At 53.0% G+C, this 24,646-nt stretch carries 16 protein-coding genes; 7 read left to right on the top strand and 9 right to left on the bottom strand.

The genetic code is table 11. The features are described 5' to 3' along the window. The coding region (locus ACTJK5_RS18950) for a BID domain-containing protein (RefSeq protein ID WP_440612988.1) at nt 1–1,640 on the top strand (1,640 nt) is incomplete at its 5' end. Nucleotides 1,641–1,758: 118 nt separating this feature from the next. On the opposite strand, the gene ACTJK5_RS18945 is transcribed toward ACTJK5_RS18950, so the two are convergent. After that, complete coding sequence (locus ACTJK5_RS18945; protein WP_112520253.1) at nt 1,759–2,430, bottom strand: SH3 domain-containing protein; 672 nt, start codon at nt 2,428–2,430, stop codon at nt 1,759–1,761. 332 nt (nt 2,431–2,762) lie between these two features. Here ACTJK5_RS18945 and ACTJK5_RS18940 point away from each other — a divergent pair, with 332 nt between their 5' ends. Both ACTJK5_RS18940 and ACTJK5_RS18935 read left to right on the top strand, forming a co-directional pair. Continuing rightward, entirely contained in the window at nt 2,763–3,728 is a 966-nt protein-coding gene (locus ACTJK5_RS18940) for a magnesium and cobalt transport protein CorA (protein ID WP_112520254.1), read from the top strand. 525 nt (nt 3,729–4,253) lie between these two features. Continuing rightward, nucleotides 4,254–4,901 (top strand): DUF2161 family putative PD-(D/E)XK-type phosphodiesterase, encoded by a 648-nt coding sequence (locus ACTJK5_RS18935; RefSeq protein ID WP_112520255.1) that lies wholly within the window; start codon nt 4,254–4,256, stop codon nt 4,899–4,901. 930 nt (nt 4,902–5,831) lie between these two features. Here the strand turns inward: ACTJK5_RS18935 and ACTJK5_RS18930 are convergent. The 8 genes from ACTJK5_RS18930 to ACTJK5_RS18895 form a co-directional block, all read right to left on the bottom strand. Continuing rightward, entirely contained in the window at nt 5,832–6,989 is a 1,158-nt protein-coding gene (locus ACTJK5_RS18930; RefSeq protein ID WP_440612987.1) for a hypothetical protein, read from the bottom strand. Continuing rightward, nucleotides 6,986–7,528, bottom strand: coding sequence for a hypothetical protein (locus ACTJK5_RS18925; RefSeq protein ID WP_112520257.1), 543 nt, complete (start codon nt 7,526–7,528; stop codon nt 6,986–6,988). The genes ACTJK5_RS18930 and ACTJK5_RS18925 overlap by 4 nt, the downstream gene beginning before the upstream one ends. Beyond that, complete coding sequence (locus tag ACTJK5_RS18920) at nt 7,528–7,923, bottom strand: hypothetical protein (RefSeq protein WP_440612986.1); 396 nt, start codon at nt 7,921–7,923, stop codon at nt 7,528–7,530. Before ACTJK5_RS18920 ends, ACTJK5_RS18925 begins: the two co-directional genes overlap by 1 nt. A 308-nt stretch (nt 7,924–8,231) precedes the next feature. Continuing rightward, nucleotides 8,232–9,545, bottom strand: coding sequence for an HlyD family type I secretion periplasmic adaptor subunit (locus tag ACTJK5_RS18915; RefSeq protein WP_112520259.1), 1,314 nt, complete (start codon nt 9,543–9,545; stop codon nt 8,232–8,234). Further along, nucleotides 9,542–11,254, bottom strand: a complete 1,713-nt coding sequence (locus ACTJK5_RS18910; protein ID WP_440612985.1) for a type I secretion system permease/ATPase — start codon at nt 11,252–11,254, stop codon at nt 9,542–9,544. Before ACTJK5_RS18910 ends, ACTJK5_RS18915 begins: the two co-directional genes overlap by 4 nt. A gap of 9 nt (nt 11,255–11,263) precedes the next feature. Continuing rightward, nucleotides 11,264–14,911, bottom strand: a complete 3,648-nt coding sequence (locus tag ACTJK5_RS18905) for a hypothetical protein (RefSeq protein ID WP_440612984.1) — start codon at nt 14,909–14,911, stop codon at nt 11,264–11,266. Nucleotides 14,912–14,919: 8 nt separating this feature from the next. Beyond that, the gene (locus tag ACTJK5_RS18900; RefSeq protein ID WP_112520265.1) at nt 14,920–15,459 is read right to left on the bottom strand and encodes a hypothetical protein; all 540 of its coding nucleotides are present in this window, start codon (nt 15,457–15,459) and stop codon (nt 14,920–14,922) included. A gap of 768 nt (nt 15,460–16,227) precedes the next feature. After that, nucleotides 16,228–18,681 (bottom strand): hypothetical protein, encoded by a 2,454-nt coding sequence (locus ACTJK5_RS18895; protein ID WP_112520266.1) that lies wholly within the window; start codon nt 18,679–18,681, stop codon nt 16,228–16,230. A 251-nt stretch (nt 18,682–18,932) separates the two neighbouring features. Here ACTJK5_RS18895 and ACTJK5_RS18890 point away from each other — a divergent pair, with 251 nt between their 5' ends. The 4 genes from ACTJK5_RS18890 to ACTJK5_RS18875 all read left to right on the top strand — a co-directional run bounded on the left by ACTJK5_RS18890 (nt 18,933) and on the right by ACTJK5_RS18875 (nt 24,645). Then, entirely contained in the window at nt 18,933–19,739 is an 807-nt protein-coding gene (locus tag ACTJK5_RS18890) for a hypothetical protein (protein ID WP_162693006.1), read from the top strand. Next, nucleotides 19,732–20,292, top strand: a complete 561-nt coding sequence (locus tag ACTJK5_RS18885; RefSeq protein ID WP_063947582.1) for a hypothetical protein — start codon at nt 19,732–19,734, stop codon at nt 20,290–20,292. The genes ACTJK5_RS18890 and ACTJK5_RS18885 overlap by 8 nt, the downstream gene beginning before the upstream one ends. A 2-nt stretch (nt 20,293–20,294) precedes the next feature. Beyond that, a complete protein-coding gene (locus tag ACTJK5_RS18880; RefSeq protein ID WP_112520267.1) occupies nt 20,295–23,693 on the top strand; it encodes a UvrD-helicase domain-containing protein in 3,399 nt (1,132 codons plus the stop codon). An 85-nt stretch (nt 23,694–23,778) separates the two neighbouring features. Continuing rightward, entirely contained in the window at nt 23,779–24,645 is an 867-nt protein-coding gene (locus ACTJK5_RS18875) for a multiubiquitin domain-containing protein (RefSeq protein ID WP_077224607.1), read from the top strand. Nucleotide 24,646: the final 1 nt, after the last annotated feature.

Below are 24,646 nucleotides of genomic sequence, written 5' to 3'. Positions count from 1 at the left end.
CCGTCGCCTTTGCCACGCATCGCACGGCGGACGGATTGCAGCAGTATGCGGAGCGCAACAGCATTCGCTTTGCCAATGATCGAGAGCAGGCCTGTGCCGATCTGATCCGCGATTATGTTGCCGATCGGGCGCAGAACCCGGAGGGCTCACGCATCGCATTGGCGCATCGGCGGATTGATGTTCGGGCCATCAATGACGGTATCCGGGAGCGACTTCAGGCGGAAGGATTGCTGGCAAAAAGTGATGGTCAAGCTCGCAGTGAACAAGGATACGGTGAAGGCCGAACCAACCGCGAGCGCGTCTATCAGACCGTCAACGGCGAGCGCGCTTTTGCCCCTGGCGATCGCATAGTCCTTCTGGAAAACAACCGTGATCTCGATGTGAAGAACGGCATGTTGGGGACGGTGGAAGCCGTCGAGCCGAACGCACTACATTTGCGGCTCGACGGATCTTCGGGCGGATCAAACAACGTCCGCCATCTCGCTCTACCGGTCAAAGATTACCAATCCTTTGATCATGGCTACGCCACCACCATCCACAAGGCCCAGGGCGCAACCGTCGACCGCGCGTTCGTCATGGCATCCTCCACCATGGACCGGCATCTGACCTATGTCGCCATGACCCGTCATCGGGATGCAGTGACGCTCTATGCCGGTCGTGATGAGCTGAAGGACATGAAGGAGATGGTCGCCAGCATGGGCCGCTCCGGCGTCAAGGAAACCACGCTCGATTATGAGCAGGTGTTTGCCGAGCGACGCGGATTGCAAACGAAAGCGAGCCAGACAGACGACCTGGAGGTCGCCACACTCGGAACAAAAATGCATCAGCAGGAACGTGGCATCAATCTTCCGAAACCGCTCGAACAGACGCGCTCGCAAGTCGAAGACATCACTGCCCCGCTCGTGCCCGCGATCACGCATTATGACCGCACCATCGACGAGGTGGCGCGGCACAATGCGATGCCACATCTGGAACGTGAGATCGAGCATCTGCAGTCGATGGCAGGCCCGGTTTATCAGGATTCCTTTACCGTTGCTCTCACCTTCAAGGGCCTCATCCTGGATGACAAAATAGACAAAGCCGAACTGGTCAAAGCGGTCCGTGAACGACCGGAGCAGTTTGGGGCCTTGCGGGGCAAGACCGGCCTCTTCGGCGACAATGCAGAGCGCAAGCAGGCACTCAGCAGAGCGAAAGGTTTCTCCAGCCATGTCGGACATGCGGCAGAAACCTGGGAGCGGCGATTGGACGAAGCGCGCCGGTCGGAAGAGTGGCAACGCGAGAAGCGTGACATCGTCGAAGTGCCCGGTTTGACACCCAAGAGCGAGGCGATCCTCAAAGCGTTCGATCAGCTCGACAGCGAGCAGAAGCCGCGGTTCCTCGAGCGGATGACGAAGACACCAGATGGTCAGCAGGCACTGGCCGAAGCAGCAGCGATTGCAAGTGCTCTGGAGAAACGCTTCGGAACGCGCAACAGGCTGGAGCTGGAGAAGATGGATCTCCGGCTAGGCAAGGATCAGCTTCAACAGGTCGATCGTATCAGGAACGTCGCGTGGCTGGTTGAGCGGGCACATACGGCCGAACAGAGAAGGACGTATGAGCTCGAGCACTCGTTGAAGAAGGGATTGGGCCTCAGGCTTTAAGCAATCGGGGTAGTTCGAAGCGCGCGACACCATCCTTGGCGAATTAGCACCTTCTCAACATGGAGGGCTTGGCCACTGGTTGCCAACCAAAACGACAGCGTTCAGGTGCAAATGCGGTTCAGTTGTAGGCTTCAATCATCGATCTCGTCACATCGTCGGCAAAGCAGATCGGCGAATACCCTCCCGGTTTGGCATAAGCGCTCCTGCTGCCGCATTTTCGGCCGCGCCTGTCCGTGCTGTACGGGCACGCGCACGTCCCAGGATAGCCCGCAATAGACTCCGCAATAATCCTCTGGATGATAATCGACGGCGAAATCTTCGGCTTGACCTCGACGGTCTCCTTGACCTCCGGTGCTTCGCGTTTCGCAACGGGTTCATCGTCGCTGAGAAACCTGCTCGCAACCCAGCCTTCTCGCTTTGTAAGGTGGTCTCTCACGCGCGACCATTGGCCTTCATGTGCCAACACCATCACTCGCTTGCCCATATTCAGGCGGTCTAGGATATTGGCTTTTGCGTTCGGCGATTGTCTCAAGGCAACGCTGTTTGCCCGCACGAACTTAGGGTCAGCCCGCTCAGTGTCTTGCACAGGAGGCACGGGTGTCGAGCGCTCAGCGGGTGTCGGCAGTTGCAGAGGATTTGACGGTTGATCCGGCTCGAGTTTGGCGGGAGCAGATGGCACAGTGGCTGTTAGTGATGGAGGTGCCACACCTCGGCCACCCTCTGGCGTCTCGCCGAGTTTTACGATCCCCAGCAAGATGACGCCGCATAGCAGCCAGTACCGTTTTTGCATAAGCGCCCCCTAAAGCACTATTGCAGAGGCCACGCGCTTTGATCAAGTAGTACGACAACATGGTTCAACTATACCGAGCGCATCCTGCGGGTGGAGTGAGCGAGAGGCTCTCGACGACTTAAGGCCCCCTGCTGAAAATCGAACCGCACTAGCTTGACCCGAGAACGTCGAATGCAAAGCTAATCATCTCGTCTGCGGCAAACGCCTAGTGTGTCGATTGAATTCTCGGCCGCGGATTTCAAAGCCCTACCTCCCCACCGACTTTGCGTGTATCAAGTCTTCGATCTCTTTACCTATTGTGACTCCCGCCCCGGCAGCTTCAACGGACCCAGATGACAGTCGTCGCATCCTATCTCTACCGCAACGGCAAGCGCGCCGACGCGGTCGCACTCTCTTCACAACCTTTCGAAACCACCGCAGGCGACTTCGTCTGGATCGGACTGAGCGATCCAACGGTCGAAGAAATGGCGTACCTCAAGACGATGTTCGGGCTTCATTCCCTCGCGGTCGAAGATGCGCTCAACGGAAGGCAGGTCCCCAAAGTCGACATCTATGGCGATCAGCTCTTCGTCGTCGCCAAGACCGCCCATCTGGAAAACGACAAGATAATCTACGGTGAGACCTGTATCTTTGTCGGCCAACAGCACGTCATCACAGTCCGGCACGGATCGGCACGATCACACCAGAAACTGCGCGAACAACTTGAGCAAGCGCCGCAGCTCCTCTCGCACGGTCCCGACTATGTTCTTCATGGAATCCTTGACTTCATCGTCGATGGCTATCTGCCACTCGTCGAAACGATCGAAGACCGGGTGCTGGATATCGAGAAGCACGTCCTCATCTCCTTCCTCGAACCAGAACAGATCCGCAGGATCTTCCGGATGCGCAGGCAGGTCATCAAGTTTCAGAGGGTGATCGGTCCAATGGCGGAAGTTGCCAGCAAACTCGCCCACCTCGAACTTCCCTGCGTCGACGACAATGCGAGACCGTTCTTCAGCGACGTTCATGATCATGTTCGTCGCGTGGAAAACATGGTGATCGGCCTGCGCGATATCGTGACATCCGTCTTCGAAGCCGCAAATCTTCTCGAGCAACAGCGGCAAGGCGCGATCACTCGACAGCTTGCTGCATGGGCGGCGATCCTGGCCGTGCCTACCGCAATCGCTGGCATATACGGTATGAACTTCGAGAATATGCCTGAGCTGAAGACCGAGTACGGATATTACGTTGTAATAGGGACCATTCTGGTGCTTTGCGCCATTCTTTATTACCGTTTCAAAAAAGCAGGCTGGGTGTAGTCGCCACGCTGGCGCGGTCCATCGCAAGATTTGGCCAGAATAATTCAAACACGCATTGGACTAGCTGCACCGCTCGCGTGCTAAGCCGAGCGCCGCCTCTTCGGCTTGCGAAGGCGAATCGGTGCTGACTTCACATGGTTTAGGCAATTACTCTGAACCGGTTGCCAACCATAGATAAGCCAATGTTTAAATGCATTCCTCTTAGCCGAGATAAGTAGATGCAACGTTACCCGGTCTACGAATCCGAGGGTCAGGAGTTCGAATCTCTTCGGGCGCGCCATTTCAGTACAGAACTGCGAACCGCAAACGCCGCCGTTTTGATTGCGCTCCTTAGGTTTGTCGCTATTTCACTTGGTCGGGTCAAAATGCTCCGATAGGTCTGCCCTCAGTCGGAAAAGGGCACAATTCCCCCGAATGCCTCTCAAGTTACGTTAGACTTGGCCAAGAATTGCCGATGCCAATGTAAATGGTGAATTCGAGTGGTCTTCCATGTACTGTCTGCAGACGATTCTTCTGAGTACCGCCATGGAAACCTCCCTTTATAAACCTGTGAAAGCCTTTCTAGAGAAGGCAGGATATCTGGTGAAGGGGGAAATCGGGGGGTGCGACCTAATGGGTATACGTGACGATGATCCATCCGTAATCGTGGTCTGCGAACTGAAGCTGGCGTTTAACCTCGAATTGATCCTTCAGGCTGTTGATCGAGCATCGATATCGGACGAGGTGTGGATCGCAGCGAAATTGTCTGTCCGCGGCAAAGGGCGGGAAACAGACAAGCGTTATCGCGATCTTTGTCGACGGCTGGGGATAGGAATGCTCGCCATCTCGGAAGGCGGCCATGTCGATGTCATCGTCAGTTCGATATCCCCGATGCCGCGGACAAATCCCAAGCGACGCTCGCGGCTTGTGCGCGAGCACCAGAGACGCCTGGGTGATCCTGTCGTTGGCGGTAGCACACGTACACCTCTCATGACTGCGTATCGGCAGCAAGCGCTCGGATGTGCGAAAGCCTTGGCACAAGGGCCGTTACGAGTTCGCGATCTGAGACAGAGCGCTCCCGACGCTGGTAAAATACTACTCTCGAATGTGTATGGGTGGTTCGAGCGGATTGACCGAGGCATCTATGGCCTGACCGATGCCGGCCGCGAAGCGTTGATGCGTTGGGCGATATGAATCGGCGAACTAATCCCTGTCTGCGGGATCACAGCACTAGGCCGCTGAAAGTCTTATAATCGGGTAACGCCGCTGGTTCGTTGCTGTTTCGAGTAGCGAAGCTCACCCACCGCGTTTGACAGCTTCGGCGAGCAGAGCAAATGCGTCTCACCACCATGCCTGATTACTTCTAGTGGAACCGCTACAGCGTGCCTACATCATTTGCAAAGCGGCCTGTCAGCCTGACACGTTAGGGGATCGGTTTTTGGCCGGGCTGCCGTGGCAGTCTGGTCAACCGCGTGAAGCTTTCCGGTCGAAAGTAGGCCTCTACGTATTTTAGCCGCTACGCTAAGGCAAAACAAACTCTAGGGGTAGCGGGCCCCATCTCTCAACGTCATCGCGCGTGAGAACCATGACCGCGCGTCGACCGCCAAGGCGGTCCGGCGGCTCGCCGCTTCTAAGAAACTCGTCCCAGACGGGTTTTGTGGGAAACACGATGTGGTATCCCGTAGGGGGTCTGCACCACTCCGGGGTCAACTGCAGAAAGCGGTCGACGATGCCTTTTGCAAAGGCGTCGAAGGTCAGAGAGTCCAGTGAGGAACGCACTCACTCGGCAACCGGATATAACGTCCCGATTGACCTGCATAATCCCGGTGGCGCCACCAGCACGCCATCGTGATCAGAGCCGGAAAACTCTAGTTCCCGGCGGTCCAAAGTTTGGCCCCAGAGCAAAAAACCCCAGACTCTCTTGAAAACCGGAGGGAAGATGGGTCTAAGGTCATTACGCGCTCACTGAACAAGGCGCTTGCTGTCCAGTTTCATCGAAATCCCCAAAGTGTCTCTCTGCAAAAATGTCAGGCCTCAACCGCTTTCAAGAAGCGACCGTCATCGCGGAGCAAAACGCTCAAAATAAAATTTGGCTACTTTATCGAACGGTGATTGCGAACCGCTTCATATAATGAAGTTCTCTTCTGTGATGGAAGTAACTGATACATTGTATAAGATGATCTTTCCTCCGTTAGCCACGTCAATCAATACGTCTCTTCCATCCTGTACGACACTAAACATCTCATACCAAGAAGGGATCTCGTAACTCGAGAGGTCAATGATGTCTCGGTATTGTCCCCCAGAACGGAAATTGACGATAGCGTCATTTCCAATCAATCCCCTGAAGCGGAAAACATCTGCTCCAAAACCAGCAACGTATATCTGATCCGCTTCATTGCCTTCCAAAATCGATCCATCTGGGGAGGCGAACTGAACTAGCGAATCTGAGTTCTTTTTGTGTTCCATTTCATTGCCGCTTACTCGAGACAAATACACATCAGCGACTTCACGAACGTCCCCGTTTTCCGTCGCGAATGACGATATCAACGGTATCCAGTTTCCCTTTGCATACTCATTTTGAATTTCAGGCTTCGAAGCAATCGATTTGATACCAAGATCGGTCAGCGAGTGAACTTCGGAGATTTTGGACAAACCGTCAGAATCCAAATCGCGCCATACTTTCAGCTGCGAGAATTTGCTATCGTGAGCATCAATGTAGCCATCGCCATTGTCGTCAAAGGCTCGGAGCATGCTAAAGCCATCCATGTCTCTGCTGCCAAACAACTCAGACGCGTCGTCTACTATGCCATTTCCGTTCTTGTCATATGCTAGGAGGCCGTCGTCAGGGCTCACCCATCCATGTTTGCCGCTCGCGCCATCCAAGAAGTCGAAAGAAGCTGAGCTTTCATTCATAGATAATAGCTCTAGGCCATCACCGTCCAAATCGAGGATGATGGGCGTAGAGAACTCCCCCAACATGGCAAAAAATGTGCTCACACCTTCGGTGAGCGCGCCGACAAGCTCGCCAACCTTCGGATCAATCTCGTCGATTTCTGATTTGTTTCTGTCATATTCCTCCTTTAGTTCTTCTATGAGCGCTGCAATTTCCGAGCTTATTTCCAAACCGTTTTCCCTTGCGGGAAGCCTTGCACCGCGGACATATTGCAATTTGTTGCCCCAGAAGCTTTCAGAGTTTCTGAGCAAATCATTTAATGAAATTTCGACACCAGACCCTGCGTAGTTCTTATTCCAAGAACCTATGGCGGACTCCAGCTTGCTCAATTTACCGTAAAACTTCGAGATCGAGCCCCCCCGGTTTCACCTTCGATGACGATGGGCTCTAGGACTTTAGCGTTGCCAAAATCAAAGTTCTCGGAATCAGAGGGTAGAAAGTTGGTTTTTCCTGGAACGGACCCGCGACCTTCCGAATATTTGTCGTAAGCATCGTACAACGACTGGAAAAATACACTGCCTGCTGTGCTACCCAGCCCACCTGCAACCGCCGCCCCGATGAGAACTGGAGTAGAAGCGCCAAGCAGCGCCACCGCGCCTGCTGTCACTAGAACACCCACCGCCAATCCACCCAACGAGCCTACGATGGCGCCTGACGTACCTCCACCAATCGCGATACTCGCGCCGACGCCATAAACTGATCGCATGACTGTTCCAACGGTACCAACGCCGACGATTTTCAATAGCTGCTCTTGCATGGCGAATATGGAACCTATCGAAAATGAGGCTGCGTTCAATCCATTCGCAGCAGCATTCTTTTCTAGTTCGCTTACAAAAAGATCGCTGAAATCCTGTTGGCTTTGATTCACTAGATTGTTCCCTGTCTAAAAAAATAGTCGATGGCAATCCATCCACAGAGGCCCACTTCGATGATTTGGACCACGATATTCAAAGGAGGATAATGGATTTCGCCCATCACAAACTGGTTTTGTGCCTGTCGCGCTGCTTGTGCAAAAAAAATGAATGCTATGGTAAGCACCGGCGCGAGCAAGAGATAGAAACCGCCGATAAAAAGAGAAGACAGCAGGGCAGCGGCGAGCAGCGGCAACTGGCGAATCTTATTTAGGCCGTAGAGGCGCTGGTCGTTTCTTGTGCGCCTTTGCAAGGGCAACACATCTAATTTTCTTGTCTCGTAGAGATCTATCACGGTCAGGAGCAACCGAGCAGAAAAAGAAATCCAAAATATAAAATGCCAAATCATCACGTCTCAACTCTGTTTAATTCTGACAATTTACAAACATGAGTATTACTGTCAAGTTCAAACCCATTTCAATTTTAAGATACAGGTCGGTAACTTGCGATCAGCAGCAGTGTCATCCCAGCGTTTAGAAGGTCCTTTCTGGTCGAGCGGAAAAGGGGGTGCCAATGACGAGCTCCTTATTTCTGCAAAAGAGCACGCTGATCGCCTGCTTCTGACTCCGCGACGAGCTATTTCGGGACCTAAAGCCATTGCCACCCGCAGCTTGCTCCAATTAATAATTGTGTGTCTAGCTGAACTACCGCCGCGGCGTTTCAATCCTCTCGCATAGCGCGATTGATCTGATCAGCGAGAGGCTTCAGCAAGTAAGACAGCGCCGTCCTCTCGCCGGTCTGTACGAATGCTTCTACCGGCATACCTGCGAGAAGCGGAAGCGAGCCAAGACGTGCCAGTTCGTCGGCAGGAATAGAAATCCGCGCCGTGTACCAGGATTCACCCGTTTGCTGATTGAGGATCAGGTCAGCCGCAACCGTCTTGATCTCACCGAAGATTTCCGGTGTGGTCCGTTGATTAAAGGCGGAAAAGCGGAGAGTGGCTTTCTGTCCAATGTGCAGCTGATCGATATCGGCGGGTTGAATACGGGCTTCCACCACAAGTGTATCGTTTACCGGCACGATCTGCATGATTGTCTCGCTAGGCGAAATCACCCCGCCGATCGTGTGCACTGCGAGTTCATGAACCACCCCGGACTGTGGCGCCAGGATATTGATCCGCTTTAACTGATCGTCTGCCGATACGCGCTGCTCAGCGAGTTCGGCGAGCTTGTTGTCGACGTCTCGCAACTCGGTGACGACTTCCGTTCGGCGATCCTGATCTAGTTGCAGGATCTGCAGCTCGGTCTCAGTCACACGCGTTTCGGTTCGGGCCACTTCAGCGATCAGCTGGCCTCGCTCGCCATCAAGTTGCGCACGCAGCCGCTCCAGTTCTGCCAGCCGGTTGAACTGTATCAGTTGCTGATCACTCAGGTTTCGCACCCGGATCAGCTCCTGGCCTATCCAGGAGAGCTCTTCCCCCTTAGCCTTCAATCGAACCGTCAGGCCTGTAGTCTCCTGACCGATCTGATCGATACGCTGACGCAACTGCGCTTTCTGGCTGTTCAGCGTGTCACGCCTCGACATGAACAGAGCCTGTTCTGCGGCCACGTACTCTGGAGACGGCGCACCCTCGAACACGGAGGATTGGGCCGACGAGGTCGCGACTTCCTGAAGATTATCGCGCTCGGCGATCAACCGAAAGCGGCGGGCTGTCAGCTGATCGAGCTGCTTGGTGATTATCGCAAGGTTAGCACGAGTGATCGTGTCATCGAGCTTGATCAACACATCGCCTGCTGCGACGCGTGAACCATTGCGCACGAGGATCTCGCCGACGATCCCACCTTCCCGGTGTTGGATCCTTTTGACGCTGCCATCAACAACAACGGTGCCCATGCCGACAACAGCACCGGAGAGCATCGCGGTTGCCGCCCAGCCACCCATGCCGCCCACAAGAAGGACGATCGTCACTATAGCAGCGATCGAGTAGTTCCTGATCGAGCGCGCTGCGGGACTTCTTTGGTTTGTCTCATTCATTTTTCCGGCACTGTCCGCATTGTCGTTTTTCTGAGAACCTCATCACGTGGTCCGAAGCTCACCATCGCCCCTTGTGCCAGCACAAGAACGTGGTCGACTGCTGCCAAAGCGCTGGGCCGATGGGCGATGATGACAACGATCGAGCCCGCTTCCCGGATACGCATGATGGCATTTGTCAAAGCGGTCTCGCCTTCCGCATCAAGATTGGCGTTTGGCTCATCGAGAACGATGAGGAACGGTTGTTGATAGAGAGCACGCGCCAGGCCGACACGCTGGCGTTGGCCTGCCGACAAAATCGCACCATTGGCTCCGATCCGGGTGTCGTATCCGTCAGGCATCGACAGGATGAGTTCGTGGGCGCCCGCCAGTTTGGCGGCGTGGATAGTGTCCTCAGAACTTGCGGATCGACTGAAACGGCTGATGTTTTCGGCGATCGTGCCATCGAACAGCTCTACGGATTGAGGAAGATAACCGATCGATGCCCCAAGAGCCTCCGGATCCCACTGGTCAATCTCTGCCCCATCAAGCCGAATTGTTCCTCGTGCCGGAGGCCAGATGCCGACGAGTGCGCGCGCAAGCGTCGACTTGCCCGAACCGCTCGGACCGATGATCCCCGCGCCTTGGCCAGCTTTGAGCTCGAACGTTGCCTCGCGCACGATTGGTGCCTGCGTGCCTGGCGCCACGACGGCCAGCCCTGTGACCGCAAGTGAATGTTGCGGCTTTGGCAAGGGCATGCGGTTTCGGTCTGCGCGAAACTGCTCCAGTAGCTTGTACAAGCGACACTTGGCCTGCCGCGCATTGACGAAGCCTCGCCATTGACCAATCGCCTGCTCGATCGGAGCAAGTGCACGCGATGTCAAAATCGAGGCAGCAATCATGGCACCTGGCGATACAAGTTGCTTGATGGCGAGCCACGCCGCCAGAGCAAGGACGGCGGATTGCAGTCCCAGCCTGAATATCTTCGACGCCGTGGAAAAGCCTGCTGTCGCATCGCCAGTCTGACGCTGCTCTTCAATGTAGCGAGCATTCGCCTCGTGCCAGCGCGATGAATAGGCGCCGCGCATGCCCATTGCGTAAAGCGCCTCTGCATTGCGACGGGCAGCTTCCAGAAACTCGGATCGCGCACCGGCCAGTTGAGCGATCCGGCGTGACGGGTCACGCAGCACTGCTTCACTCGTGAGCGTCATCGCGATGAGGATGATAGCACCCGCGATCGCCAGCCACCCAAGATACGGATGAAACAGAAACAGGATCGCGATGTAGAGCGGCAGCCAGGGCATGTCGCAGATCGCGATCGGACCGGCTCCGCTCATGAACTGCCGAACCTGTTCGAGATCGCGCACGGGCTGAGAAATGGCTTCCTTCTTGGACATGCGCAACGGCAGAACCATCACAGCATCGAAGGTCGGCCCACCCAGTTGTTCTTCAATTCGCTGTCCAATGCGCGCCAGGATGCGGGCGCGAATAAGCTCAAGCACGCCTAGAAAGAAATAGAGGCCGATTGCAAGCACCGAAAGCGCAACAAGCGTTGGCACGCTTCGGCTCGCCAGTACCCGGTCATAGACCTGCATCATGAATAGGGGACCGGTCAGCATCAGAATGTTGGTAACCGCGCTCAGCGCGGCGACACTCACAAAGGCTGACCTGGTCTGCCTCAAGGCTGCGACGACCAGAGGTCGCCGCGTTTCAGTCGTCATCAATACGGTCAATGTTCAATCCTAGGCTACGAACCGAACATCGTCGTCATGCAGGCTGGTCAGCGCCACGTTCTTCAACGTGACGGTGTTGCTTGCATCATAGGTAATGACGGTGTCGTCTCCGATCTGGGCAGCCGCCGCCAGAACAGCTTCGAAGTCGGCAAAGAGATTGCTGTCGAACTCGAGGACATCTGCCGAACCAGCACCCGCCTGGAAGTCGGTGACCGTATCCAGTCCGAAGTTTGGCTTGAAGACGAACAGGTCATTACCTGCGCCGCCAGTGATGGTGTCGTTTCCGAGACCGGCATTGATGGTGTCATCACCTCCCATGCCATCGATCTGGTCATTCCCAGCTCCACCGTCGATGCGCTCACCGTAGTAATCATCGCCCGTAATTGTGTCGGCGGCAGAGCTTCCTTGAAGGACGGCATTTGCGCGTAGGGTGTCCTGATCGGCAACAAAGCCATTGGCAAGGCGTACAAACTGGACGCCTTCACTATTCCTGGCGCCGTTTTCGCCATATGAATTTGCGAGCGTGATGGTTTCGCCGGTTGCGTTGATAGTGATGATCAGATCACGAGGATTGCTGAGGCTTTGCGTGAGAGTAACATCCCATGCGTTGAGATCCTGCAAGTAAAGAGTGTCGCTGCCGTTGGAACTGCTCTCGGTAATCCTGTCGTTGCCGTCACCCTTGAGATAGACATATGTGTCATCACCTTCTCCGCCATTGAGGATGTCGTTTCCACGACCGCCAGAAATGGTGTCGTCACCACCTCTGCCATTGATCTGGTCATCTCCGGCAACACCCTCGATGCGCTCGCCATATGTATCATCTCCCACAATGATATCGTTCGCAGAGCTTCCTCTCAGCACCACATATTGACGCATTGTGTCCTGGTCGGCGATTTGGCCGTTAGCGAACTTGATGAATTGCACACCTTCATGGTTATTTGCGCCGTTCAGATGATAAGTATTTACCAATGTGATCGTTTCGCCGGTCTCGTTCACCGTGATGATGATATCACGAGGGTTCGTAAGGCTTTGCGTAGGGGTAATGTCAGAAGGACTGAGGTCCCGAAGATCAAGGGTGTCAACACCTCCACCATTAGTTTCAAGTATAAGGTCGTTGCCGTCACCTTTAAAATAGACATAGGTGTCATCGCCCGCATCACCGTTCAGTGCATCGTCGTTAGGAGTGCTCCGCAGAACATCATCGCCTGAAGTGCCACTAATCCTTGCGTCCATTTTGATTTGCTCAGCATTAAGCACGGATCCATCGCCGAGTGAGATCTGCTCAACATTATAAATTATAGCAGTATAACCGGAGCTATTTTTGATACGAAGCCCACCATCCGCTACCTCAGTCCATTGGTAGTCAGAGAAAGCTCCGGAAAGCGCGATCGAATCCACACCACTGCCGCCTTCGACTGTGTCATTTCCCGTCTCTACAAGTTGGAAAATGTCGTCCCCAAAATTTCCAACGAAATGATTGTCGCCCTTACCACCGACGAAGGTATCGTCGTAGTTCGTGCCGATTACTTTTGTTATACCGATATAACGGTCACCAGTTGCGTCTCCGTCCGTGCCACGACCCGTTGTGAGATTGACGGAGATCGCGTCGGTAGAACCAGAGTAATCAACCGCACGTGTTGAGGTAGAGCCGACGAAGCGTTCTGCAGGATCGCTACCCACAAAAGCTGGATTGCCTGCCGGTTGCTCCCCGTTTTTTATAACGAACCTTTCAATAGGAAGCAGAATCTTACGAGATTCATCAAACTCCGGCGGCTTTAGGCTCCCGTCCAGTCGTTCGGTGTGTTCAAGCAGTTCGCGATCCGCATGGAGCCTGATCTTAGTAGGGATTCGGATGGTGTAAGGCTGCGCAGAAGCAGCGAGAAATAAGGACGATTCAAACCATTCATATTCGCCACTGTTTTCACCTGGGCGATCCAACGTTAGGGTGTATTGATACCAGTCATTCTCGTTGTTGCCTTGTACATAAACGTCATCATACTCTAGCAGATCATATTCACGATTATAAACGTCACGAATATCCTGACTCTCTGCCGGGTATCCCGGCAATATTATTCCAGCTTCTCCATTGGAAAATCCGTTAATTTTGAATACTTTTTGCTCTCCGTCCAACGATTGCGGAAATTCAAAATGAACACCTAGCCGGTCTATGCTGTAGTGATCGAAAGCTACCCTTATTTTTACTGAATTGTATGCAGCAAGTGCATACTGATAGGTATTATGAACTTCTGTCGTTTGCGTGAGTTCTTTCGGAACTCTGAGGTTCTGGCCTTCGTGCTCGTACGTGAAATCCCAACCCTCTTTGACCTCCGTGTCCTGCGTGACGATGATGTCCGCCAATTCTTTCCCATCCAGGAAAAATCTGTCGTCAGTGGAGGGATTAATGATTATGTGCGTAATCGGATCTTCCCGGCCACCTAGGTAACGTGGCAGTATTTTTTCAAACGATATTCTTGAAAATACCTCCTCTGTAAGGCCCGGGATCTCTACAAGTCTCACATTGGCCGAGTTAGAAAAAGAGAATATATTCGCGCCTGAACCGCCCCAAACCACAGCTCGATTATATTCAGAGAACTCGATTTTGTCGTCTCCGGCGCCAAGAGAGATTAATGCTTCGCCGCCACGGGCATATACCAAATCGTCGCCGTCCCCAGCGAAGACCGTATCAGTGTAATCCCAAGTAGTAAGTGGGCCGTCCTCCTCAGGTGGCCTCCCGGTATGTATGATATCATTTCCTGTTCCGCCAAATAACAAATCCGAAAATTCGCTGCCGATCAAAGTATCGTGCCCTCCGCCACCTACGAGAACTACTGGCAGGGGATCAGGCCCGACATTGTTCGAGGGCCAATGCGCGTCCAGGGTGTCATCTGCCGTGCGGTCGCCGTAGAGGACATTTCTGCCTTCTTCTATAAAGCTGGTAAGTGGATCGTATTTGAGCGCACGCACAAATCCCAGGCTCTCTAATCCTCCCAGGTAAGCTTTCCAAACCGACTCTGAAGATAGAAGATTTGAGTACCACGCAGAGTCGTCTACGTAATCGGAGTTCGAGTAATTCTCGAATATCGATCCCTGACCCACGAAGTTTATGTTGAATTTGATTCCGATATTCATGGGATCGACGAGGTTCTTCAAAATTGGGTTGATAGCACCTGTTCCTTCGCCTCCTTCGAAGTCGAAATTGTCAGTATCAGCAACAATTTCGAGCGAACCTATCGTCCTATGCCCGTCCTCGACCGTAAACACAGCATCTTTGATACGGTACCCGGTAGTGCCCCAAACAAAGGCGCGCTCGTCGTAATCTGACGACAAGATATCGATGGGATACTGCCTGATGCTTTTATAGGCGCTTTTGTCTTCGAAGCCGGTGAGGCCAAGTAATTGCTCTAAGCTGTAGATTCCATCTTCTATTATTTTGGCGCTATCGAAAAATGCCGAAACTATACTAAAGTTGCTTGGCTTAATGTATCGCCCTGGTCCATCTAGCATGAAGCCCTGGAGACCGACAGTCAGGGAATTTCCAGCATCGTTGCTGTCCTCGCGAAACCTTTCGGCGAAATCCCAGCTAGGGTCGAATGTCCCATATAAGTACTGAAGAATTGTATTTCTCACGCTCAAATCTGTATAAGAATGTACTATCATGTCGACCTCTAGTTGGCGTAAAAGTAGTATATTTTACGAGTATTGGGATTGATCAGAAGGTAGCCGTGTGACTGTCTTCCCAGAAAGCTTCCATCCGTCGAAAGAGATGATTGTGCTTCCTCGAGCTCTTTTTTTGGAAGATCGACGTCGATTTCGCGATGTAGAAGATAATCACTAATGCGCTGAAATTTTTTATCGTCATACCAAGTCTCTAGTGGCCCGGGAGTTTGAGTCCAAGACTGGTACCTGACATCGACTCTTTCTGAGGTTTGTTCCGAGCAACACTTCAAGTTTTTGAAGAACGTCTCGCCCTTTTCGCTGATCTCCTCAGCCGTGGCTTTTGACAAACCATAGACGGCAAACTTGACGTAGAAATCACCGGGACCTCCAAAGCCGCTTGTATACGCTCTAACCTGCTCTGTTCTGTCGATCTCTATGCCGGCTGGAATGTTGCTGCTGAGACCGTCGGGTTCGGAAGTAAAGAAATGGAAGGCCAAACCAGCAAGGATAACAGCGCTTGAAAGCGCAACGAGATACTTAAGTCTCATGGATCGTGCATGATGCGGCCGCATCCTTCCAGTATACCAAGCCGTAAGAGCAACGGATGATCCTGAAGGCCGCATCTGATCTGCTTTCACCCGCAAGAACGTTGTTTTCGTAACGCGACACAATCAAACTTTCTAATATAAATACATCTCTTAGGACCTTGTAAGGGGGGCCGCGCCGCTAATCAACTCGATTTTACAATTGAAGGTAGTTTTTATTGCTTTAGTGACTTTGTTAAAATGCACCCAAAACATGTCGCGCAAAAGTGTGCAGCGGTTGTCTACTCGCTTTGTGCCAATCAAGGGTATTTCGGCAATTGTGCAACGTGTTTGATCGATTGGGCGATGTCGTCTTCAAAGCTGTCTAGCGCATGCTTGCGCGGTCGACATGTGGTCGCCCCATAATGTGTCTGCGCCGAGAGTGTCTTCCGATGGTTTGCGCGCAGCCTGCTTAAGCTGCAGCCGCTACAGCGGAATAATCCGACCCACGCCCGCAATCGCTGGTTCTCGTCATGATCACCGTGGCCGCTTCATAAGGCAGCCCCGCAGGAAGTGTCGCCTTTGCCAGAGTTATAACCGTGATAGTCGAATTCGCCCGACCGGTAGCGCCGCGTCGTCATGATCCCGAAATTTCGAGTCTATTTGGCAGCAGAACCATTTTTTAATCCGTAACCCATCAACGGTGGCTAACTGTAACTAGCGCTCTTGAAGGGATTCGAACACTCCGCGCCAAATTAATCGACCATCGCCGCTGGTAAGTGATTGTTTTAGCTAACGACGGTCGTATTTCTGCTTTCCGGCGCTTGCTATAACTCGCTTACTCTCTACGTCAAATGTTTGTTGCAACTTATCCGCGAAACCCTCGCCGACGGGTATTTTTAAATCGAATAGTTCATTCTCGCGCTGCTCTTCACGCGCGAGATACGAGATGAACTCTTTGGTGCGTTCTAAACGAATTCTCACCCGTTCCGTCCGCTCTCTGCTCAGGAAAAGCTTATACTCTTCATTTGCGTATGACGTTATACTGTTACAAACCTGTTCATCGTAATAATTGCAATCGGCAAATACAAGATCAAGATATGTGAAAGTGAATGCGAGCTCGTTAAGCATATACAAGCCATAATTGGTCGTTCGTACTTGATCAACACTTTCATCAAAATAGTCTAGACGGTTATTCGCCTCGGCAAACCCATGTTGCAGAAGAATATCCATGCATTGCGCGAAATCCTCAGCCATCCGGAACGTTTCAACGAAGTAGGAACGCAGTTCGGCAATCGTCACAAAGTCGGACGAGCCTCCTCCAATATTTTTTGCAAGCCGTCGCAAAATTCGTAAACTCGTAAAATGCGAGGCTAGCCTGCTGTCGCGAGCTTGGAAAATGTTCGGAATATCGCTGAGCTGTTCGTCGTAGAAATAGCGCGTCGGCACCATGACTGGCTTGATTACTTGGTGGATTTGGAAATTCCACCGGCCGGCGTCAAGCATTTCCTGCACGTTAGTATAACCGGAGAGCAGAAATGATCGGAATAAATCCAGCGTAAGCCTTATGTCACCGTGTCCGCATGCCGTAAGAAAACTGTTGAGTGGGGATTCGGTATCACGGATCCCACTCGCAACGATCTCTAGATATTTGCAGCAATCATTTATAAGATCGGCATCCGTAGCGGCTGTTATCTCCGAGCGCCGCTTTTCGTTCCGCAATAGGCCGATCGTGTATTCAAGGCGCTTAAGGAAAACTGTTGAAGGCTTTGGGGAGCTGAGATGGAAACCGGAGTTTTGGAAGGCATCCAAGACGCCATGTATTTTCGAGTTGTGAAAGCGCTCCTCGCGCATAGAGATCAGCGTGATGCATGACAGGCTCCGCGCAATCTCTTGGGCCGTCGTAAAGCAAAAATCTTGAATTGGGCCACTGTACTGGTCAGTATTATCGATAACAACGACCACGCCCTTACCGGCTGCAGCGCTATTTTCAGCTAAACGGGTTGCACAATATTCAAGATCGTTTTTCCAAGCCGAAACAAGCGAGTTCAACCTGTCATTATATATTTCGCCGCCCCTCGGCAGGCCTGAAAGCTCCTGACGCGAAGCTGTTTCAAACCTGTCCGAAAACAGATCTCGCAACAAGACTTCGCGGGATGAGGACAGCGTCTGGTCAACATCGAGGTCGCGAACAAGACGACGCCATATTTCCGAATGTATCCGTGACTTGTCTTCGGGAACCTCTAACATGTCGACAACGGCAGTAACTGCGTTGTCTCTCAACCACCTTGGCGGCGTGTGCCTAAGTAATCTTCTAATGAAGGTCGATTTTCCGGCTCCCTTCCCTCCAAAGAGAACGAGAACCTCACCACCACGCGCATTTTTCAAATTCTTTGTGATGCGACCGCCGATTGACCCGCCTTTTCCGGTGTCGCTTAACTGCTCCACTCCATATTGCTCGAAATATGGAGTCAGAGAGTCCTTAATAACCGACCTCATTCCTGAAAGGACCTGATTGTAATTTCGATCAGATACATAGCACCGATCCATGAGCTCTGTCTGATCATCTGAAATGACGCCAAAGAGCCGGTTGACGATCGGCCGTAACGTTGAGGCAAGACGGTTAGACGAAATCGGGTGCGAGTAAGGCAGTATCCGATCTTTGGCGATATAAACTTGACGATCCTTCGGTGGTGCGCTCGACAACGTACTGACGAGAGACGCATGCTCCGTAATGGCGATGAAGGAGAAAGCATTCGTTGCCTTGGTGCTTTCCTCTAAGAAGAACCTAAGGTCTCGTATAACGAAGGCCTTAAGCTCATCCCAACGTTTCCCTTTTTCGAAACATTTGAATGCAATCCACTCGTTCCCGTTTGTGATTGCCGCATACTCACACCCGACATCCATGCAGTACTCACGCACCTGCTGCATAGTCGATCTAATATTGGCATCGCTTTGAAGCTGTTTGATACCGAGATAGCAAAACAACTCTCCGGCTTTATGAGGGATTGGTAGTTCGAAGGCTTTTCCGATACGCTTTGCTTCGACCAGAAACATGAACTCGCCATTGGGGCGCGTTAAAACGTAGTCAGCAAATCCAGGCGCAATAAACTCTTCGACCTTTGTTCTTGCCCTCGGCCAACCAAGTATATCGTGCAAAACGGTGTCGATGACCTTGTGCCGGGTTTCCGCCTCGTTGGCCTCTTCTGTTTTAAGAATAGCTGCTAGATCAAGCAAGTCGTGCATTTATGGGCCTATCAAACATCTGACGACCGAAGCTTGACACCAAAAGGATCGAGAGATCAACGAGGCCACAGAGTAATCCCGCGAATTATGATGTCGATTGCCACCTGCGCGCGTACGTGACTGGGTCCTACTTTGATAGCAAAACTCGTTTACAAACGCGCCTTCGAATTGGTCTCTCTACGATTACCACTTGCTTTTGTTATCACTCGGAAAAATGATACGTTCAACCTAAGCGAGCCAAGGATTCGTTTTTGATTGAGCCATTACGAAAATATCGCAAAGACGGTCGTCTCTACGAACGGCGAGCGGAAACGACCGCCGCCCTTTCCCTGCTTGAAAGCTTGTCGTTAGAACAGCTGGTTCAGCGCGCTAAAGTTCGCGCAAAGACCGATCCCCTGTATCTCTCCTCGGAATGCCTCCTCCACCGTATTCGGAAATGTAAACAGCACAACTCCGATCGCCTCTTCGAGTCTCTCTTCCGCATTCTTATGGCGAGAGTGGAGAGCGCGGCGACGCTGCGCAGCGAAATCTATCGTCTTCCGAACGGAAAGATTGCAATCACAGCCTTCGGAACAAAGGTCCGAGATTATGTTGTCGATCGTTTCCTGGCTCGCCTTATTGCCGATCGCGATGGCTACGATGAGCGACTCGACTACTTCGAGGTCAATTTCTCCCACGCGATCGCCAGCTTGCGAGCAACAGCAAAAAAAAGAGCTGCAGACGAAGAAAATCGCTCACAGCGTCTCTCAACAAACGATGATGAAGAGGTATCCGCAGCGGTTGAAAAGGCTGCAGGAGCGTTTGATCCTTTTGAAGTATCAAAAATCGACGATGGAAATTACCGGTTCCGGCTTTTTGCAGCGATCAAGAAGTTACCTGAGAAAGAGCGCCATGTCGTTGCGTTGCTTTTTAAAGAATATCCAATCGAGTCAAACGACCCTAGCAAGCCCTCAATTTGCAAAATTCTGGGGTGCGTTGAGAAAACGGTAAGGAATCGACGTGACCGCGCCTTTGAAAAACTTAAGACAGCTCTATCAGAGGAAGAGATAGATGCCTGACCAACGCAAAGACAACGCCGAGGAAACACTTGCCGCGTTTGCTGTAGAACCATCTCACGACAAAGCCACGCTTGATCTCTATCTGAAGCAGCACCCAGAGCTGGCGAATGAACTGATCGATTTATCGCTCGAGTTGGAAATGGCTGATCCAACGGAAGAAGACGTTTTCGACACCGACAGTGCGATCGTCAATACCGCGTGGGCAGCGTTTATTGCCGGTGGCGCTACCGACGCGCCGATCACAGCTGCGTCGTTTACTCGTGAAGTTGCCCACAGTTTGGGCATAAAATCGTCTGCGCTGATGGGTCTCCGCGACAAGAAAGTTGAAATCCAGTCGCTGCCAATCGCCTTTTCCACACGCCTATCCAGAGCGCTTGCCACGTCTGTCGAGCGATTGGTGGATTACCTCGCAGGCCCGCAAGCTATGCCGGTTGGCGCTAGCTTCAAATCTGACGCGAAGCCAGAGCAGAAATCGAAGATTTCAATAGAACAGTTGCTCGCTGAATGTGGCCATACTCCTGAGCAGATTGCCAAGATCCTGCGGGAGGATTGAGCATGGATGCCGTCGAGCTGGCGCGACAACGAGCCCAAGAACTCAATAGAGCGGCGGTTCAGGCAGGAGTTGATGCTTGGAGCCCCTACGCATTGATCCAGCACGAAGCGGCGCGGAGGGGAATTGAGATTGATCGCGTCGCAAAAGGAAGTAGCGTTCTTAACGGAGCGCGCGCCCTCTATGATCCAAGCCTTCCGCTGATTATTCATGAGGAGACCGGGAGCGTCTTTGAGGACGCGTTTCTTGTGGCCCATGAACTTGGTCATGTGGAACTTGGCGACGCCACACTTCGCGACGAAGTAATTTCGATAGATCCGGCACGTGCTGCTGAGATGCCACCAATCGGCGCCGAGCGCGTTGAAGACTACAGCAGGCGCCAGCGTCGCGAGGTCCAAATGGATCTTTTCGCCCGAGAATTTCTCTTTCCCAGGACACTGGCTCGCGAAGCCCATATTTATGAAAAGGCAACTGCCGATGAGATTGCGGAACGGCTAGGCGCCTCCAAAGCAGTCGTGGCGCAACAGATGCTAGATGCTTTGTTGCTCCCCGAGCCGGTGATCGAAGCGGAAGAGCTGAGAGTCTCGCGCCCGCTCAACAAGCGGCAGAAGGAAGCAGCGGAACACTGGGGGCCAGCGTATCTTCTCGAGGCAGGCCCAGGAACAGGTAAAACGCAGACGCTGGTCGGTCGAATTCTTTGGCTCTTGGATAAAGGGATCGATCCTCGTGGAATCCTGGTCTTGACCTTCTCCAATAAGGCTGCTGGCGAACTGTTCGATCGCGTAGCACAAGTGAACCCTACCGCCGCAGCCGCCATCTGGATCGGCACGTTCCACGCATTCGGGCTAGATATTATTAGGCGCCATCATGACCGCCTCGGCCTGCCTGACGATCCTAAGATGATCGACAAGGCCGACGCCATTGAATTGCTTGAGGACGAGGCACCTCGGTTAAATCTGGTCCAATTCCGCAATATTAGTGATCCGACAGAGAATCTGGATAAAATATTGGCCGCCATCTCTCGGGCGAAGGACGAATTGGCGAGTCCTGCCGACTTCGACGGGCTTGCACAGGCGATGAAGTTGGCTGCGTCAACGCCTGACGAGGAAAAGGAAGCGGAGCGGCAGATTGAAGTCGCGAGCGTTTACCGGCGATATGAGGAGCTTAAGGCCGGATTGAAACGGCTAGACTTTGGTGACCTTGTAACCCTTCCAATTCAGCTTTTTAACGAAAATGAGGACGTTCGAGCCGCGATTGCCTCAACTTACGAGCACGTCTTGGTCGATGAATATCAGGACGTGAACCGAAGCAGTGTCGCCCTTTTGAAGAAGCTCAAGCCGGGTGGAACCAATCTTTGGGTGGTCGGCGACATAAAGCAATCGATTTACCGCTTCCGTGGGGCGTCCTCCATCAACATGGCGAAATTCGCAACGGGAGATTTCCCTGGTGCGAGTATCGGCCGGCTTGAGGTCAACTATCGCTCGACAGAGGAGATCGTGAGTGCCTTTTCAAATTTTGCGGTCAATATGAACGTTGCGCAAGGCCGCGATAGTTCACTCGAAGCACATCGAGGCTCCTCGGGTTGTCCCCCGGAGCACAGGCTGACCGTTTCAGCTGAAAATGAAACAGAAGCTGTAGCTGATGCCATCTCCGAAATGCAAAACCTCGGGATCCCTTACCGAGATCAAGCGGTTCTTTGCACCGGTAACGATCGCCTCGCAAAGATCGGTTCTGCATTGGAAACGTTGAATATCCCAGTGCTTTATCTCGGCAGTATCTTCGAGCGGGAGGAAGTCAAGGACCTCCTATCATTCCTATCACTTCTGGTAGATCGCAAACCGATGGGTCTCGTGCGCCTTGCGACCATGGACGACTTCGCGATGTCGCTTGAGGACGTTGGTGTTATCTTGGACGCCGTTAGCAAAGGGAAGGGACCGAGTCCTATCTGGACTTTTGGGGAACAAGATCTGCCGGACCTTTCCTTTGATGGGAGGAATGCGCTGGCGAAAGCGGCGCGTGCTCTTTCTGGCCTGCACGAGGCCTCGCAGCCATGGGAAGTGCTCGTCTCGCTTTTGCTTGATCGCACTCGAATAGCGGCCGCAATTGCTGAGACAGCGACAATCTCGTCCCGAGCACGCGGAATAGCGATCTGGCAACTTCTCAACTTTTGCCGCACACAGCCTAGTGGCAAAGGCTTGCCTATCAGACGGCTCCTCGATCGAGTGAGGCGCCTTGTTCGTCTTGCCGATGACCGAGATCTACGTCAGTTGCCAAATGCTGCGCAGGGACTCGACGCCGTGCGGCTAATGACCGTACATGGATCCAAGGGCCTTGAGTTTCGAGCGGTTCATTTTCCCGGAATTAGCACTGATAGTATTCCCCGATCACCAAACCATTTTCAGGGCATAGAATCGCCCGACGGTCTCGTTAAGGAGGTGCCGGGCAAGGCGGCGGCGGTTAGATCCGCTGCGCATCTCGATGAGCAGGAATGTCTATTCTATGTCGCCTTGTCTCGGGCAAGAGACCGGCTCTTTCTCTATTCGCCCACAAAGAAGGCAAATGGCCACAGCTGGTCAGTTTCACCGTTTGTAGCGCGACTGATACCTCCAATGGTTCAGCTACCAAAGAACCCAACAGTGCGACTTCCGACGAAGAGCGAGGAAGTTATCGATCTGCATTTCGACGGTACGCCGACGTTCAAAGATACTCAGCTGGCCATCTATGAGAAGTGTCCTCGTCGGTTCCTTTACACCTATGTGCTTCAGACGGGCGGCCGGCGAGTTGAGTCCACCTTTATGAAAATGCACGACGCGGTCCAAGACGTGGTTGATTGGATCACAACCTCTGACCCCGCAGCTGTTGTTATTTCCGAAGCCTCCGGTCGGTTGCAAGCCGCGATGACGGCTCACGGTCTCGACGAAAGCGGTTATGTCGATGATTATCTAGCGATCGCCCAAGGGTTGATCTCCAACCTGCTCGACAGCAGGCAAGGTCATTCACTCAAGGACAACGATGGGCTTTCAATTTCTGCTGGCACGATCAAGGTCGCCGTCCGCGTGGATGAGCTGCTTCAGACGGGCGATGGCAGGATCGTCGCTCGAAGAATACGCACGGGGCATGGAACAAAGGCTTCACAGTCAGATTTGGCGGCCAGCTCCTTTTTTATGGCGGTCCGAGACGCATTTCCGAATGCCACGGTCGAATTGATGAATCTCGCTGACGCCGTACCGATCAGGCTCGAATTCGACAAACTTGCCAGCCGTCGTCAGAAGATAGGCGAAGTTGTCGGCGGGGTTGCGAGCGGCCGCTTCCCTGCGAAGCCAAGTAATCGGACATGCCATCGATGCCCTGCCTTTTTCATCTGCGGCCCCGTACCTCCCGGCCCGCTTTCAAAAAAAATCTGACTAAAATTACCGGTCTGCCATTTCCGCTCCGATTAACACTCCAGAGACGCATCGCAATCAAGCGAAGCGCTCCTGGAGAAAAAAAATGTCTGAAATTAACAACTCCGTGGGCTCTGGCAACAAGCCCTTCCATATTCGCTTCACCACTGACGGTATTTCGTATCGCGATGGCTCGATTGGTGATCCGGTCCCTGTGGGGAGCCAGCTCCTTTCGGCAGCCGGCGTCCGTGACGTGGAGAACTACAGCCTCTTCGCCATCCTCCCCAACGGTGAGTTCGAGGATATCCGCCTCGACGAAACCTTCGATCTTCGCGCAAAGGGCGTTGAAACGTTCGCCTACTTTGAGAGCGACCGTTCCTTCAATTTCACGATTGAAAGCCGCCAGATGTCCTGGGGCAAGAATCTGATCAGCGGCAAGGCACTTCGCAACCTGGCCGGTGTCGACGCTCGCTACAGCATCTATCTCGAAGTGCGCGGCGGTCATGATCGCCTGATCGAGGATCACGATCTGGTCGATCTGGCGGGCAAGGGCATCGAGCGCTTCATCACCGTGATCAGTGAAACCACGGAGGGCCTGGAGGCCCTCCCCTCCGCTGACCGTCGCTTTCTGGAAGCGCATGGACTGGCTTATGAGATCATCAACGATGGCGGTATCGGAGCGGTCGTGATCAAGGATTTTGCCCTTCCTCCGGGCAAGTTCGATCACGACAAGGTCGACCTGATGATCCAGCTTCCGGCGGGTTATCCCGATGCCAGCGTCGATATGTTCTACACGCTGCCCTGGATCAAGCTGAATGCGACAAACACGTACGCGGCGTGCGCGGATGTTCCGCAGCTTTTCGCCGGCGACAGCTGGCAGCGCTGGTCCCGACATGCGGAATGGCGCGCAGGCATCGATGGCATCCGCACCATGGTGACCCGAGCCCAGATGGCTTTCGAGAAGGCAAAGTGAA

It is taken from the genome of Agrobacterium sp. 22094, from assembly GCF_052046015.1.
GTDB classification, from domain to species: domain Bacteria; phylum Pseudomonadota; class Alphaproteobacteria; order Rhizobiales; family Rhizobiaceae; genus Agrobacterium; species Agrobacterium cavarae.
The sequence above is the reverse complement of the archived record's forward strand: the minus strand, read 5'-3'. Positions and strand labels throughout refer to the sequence as shown.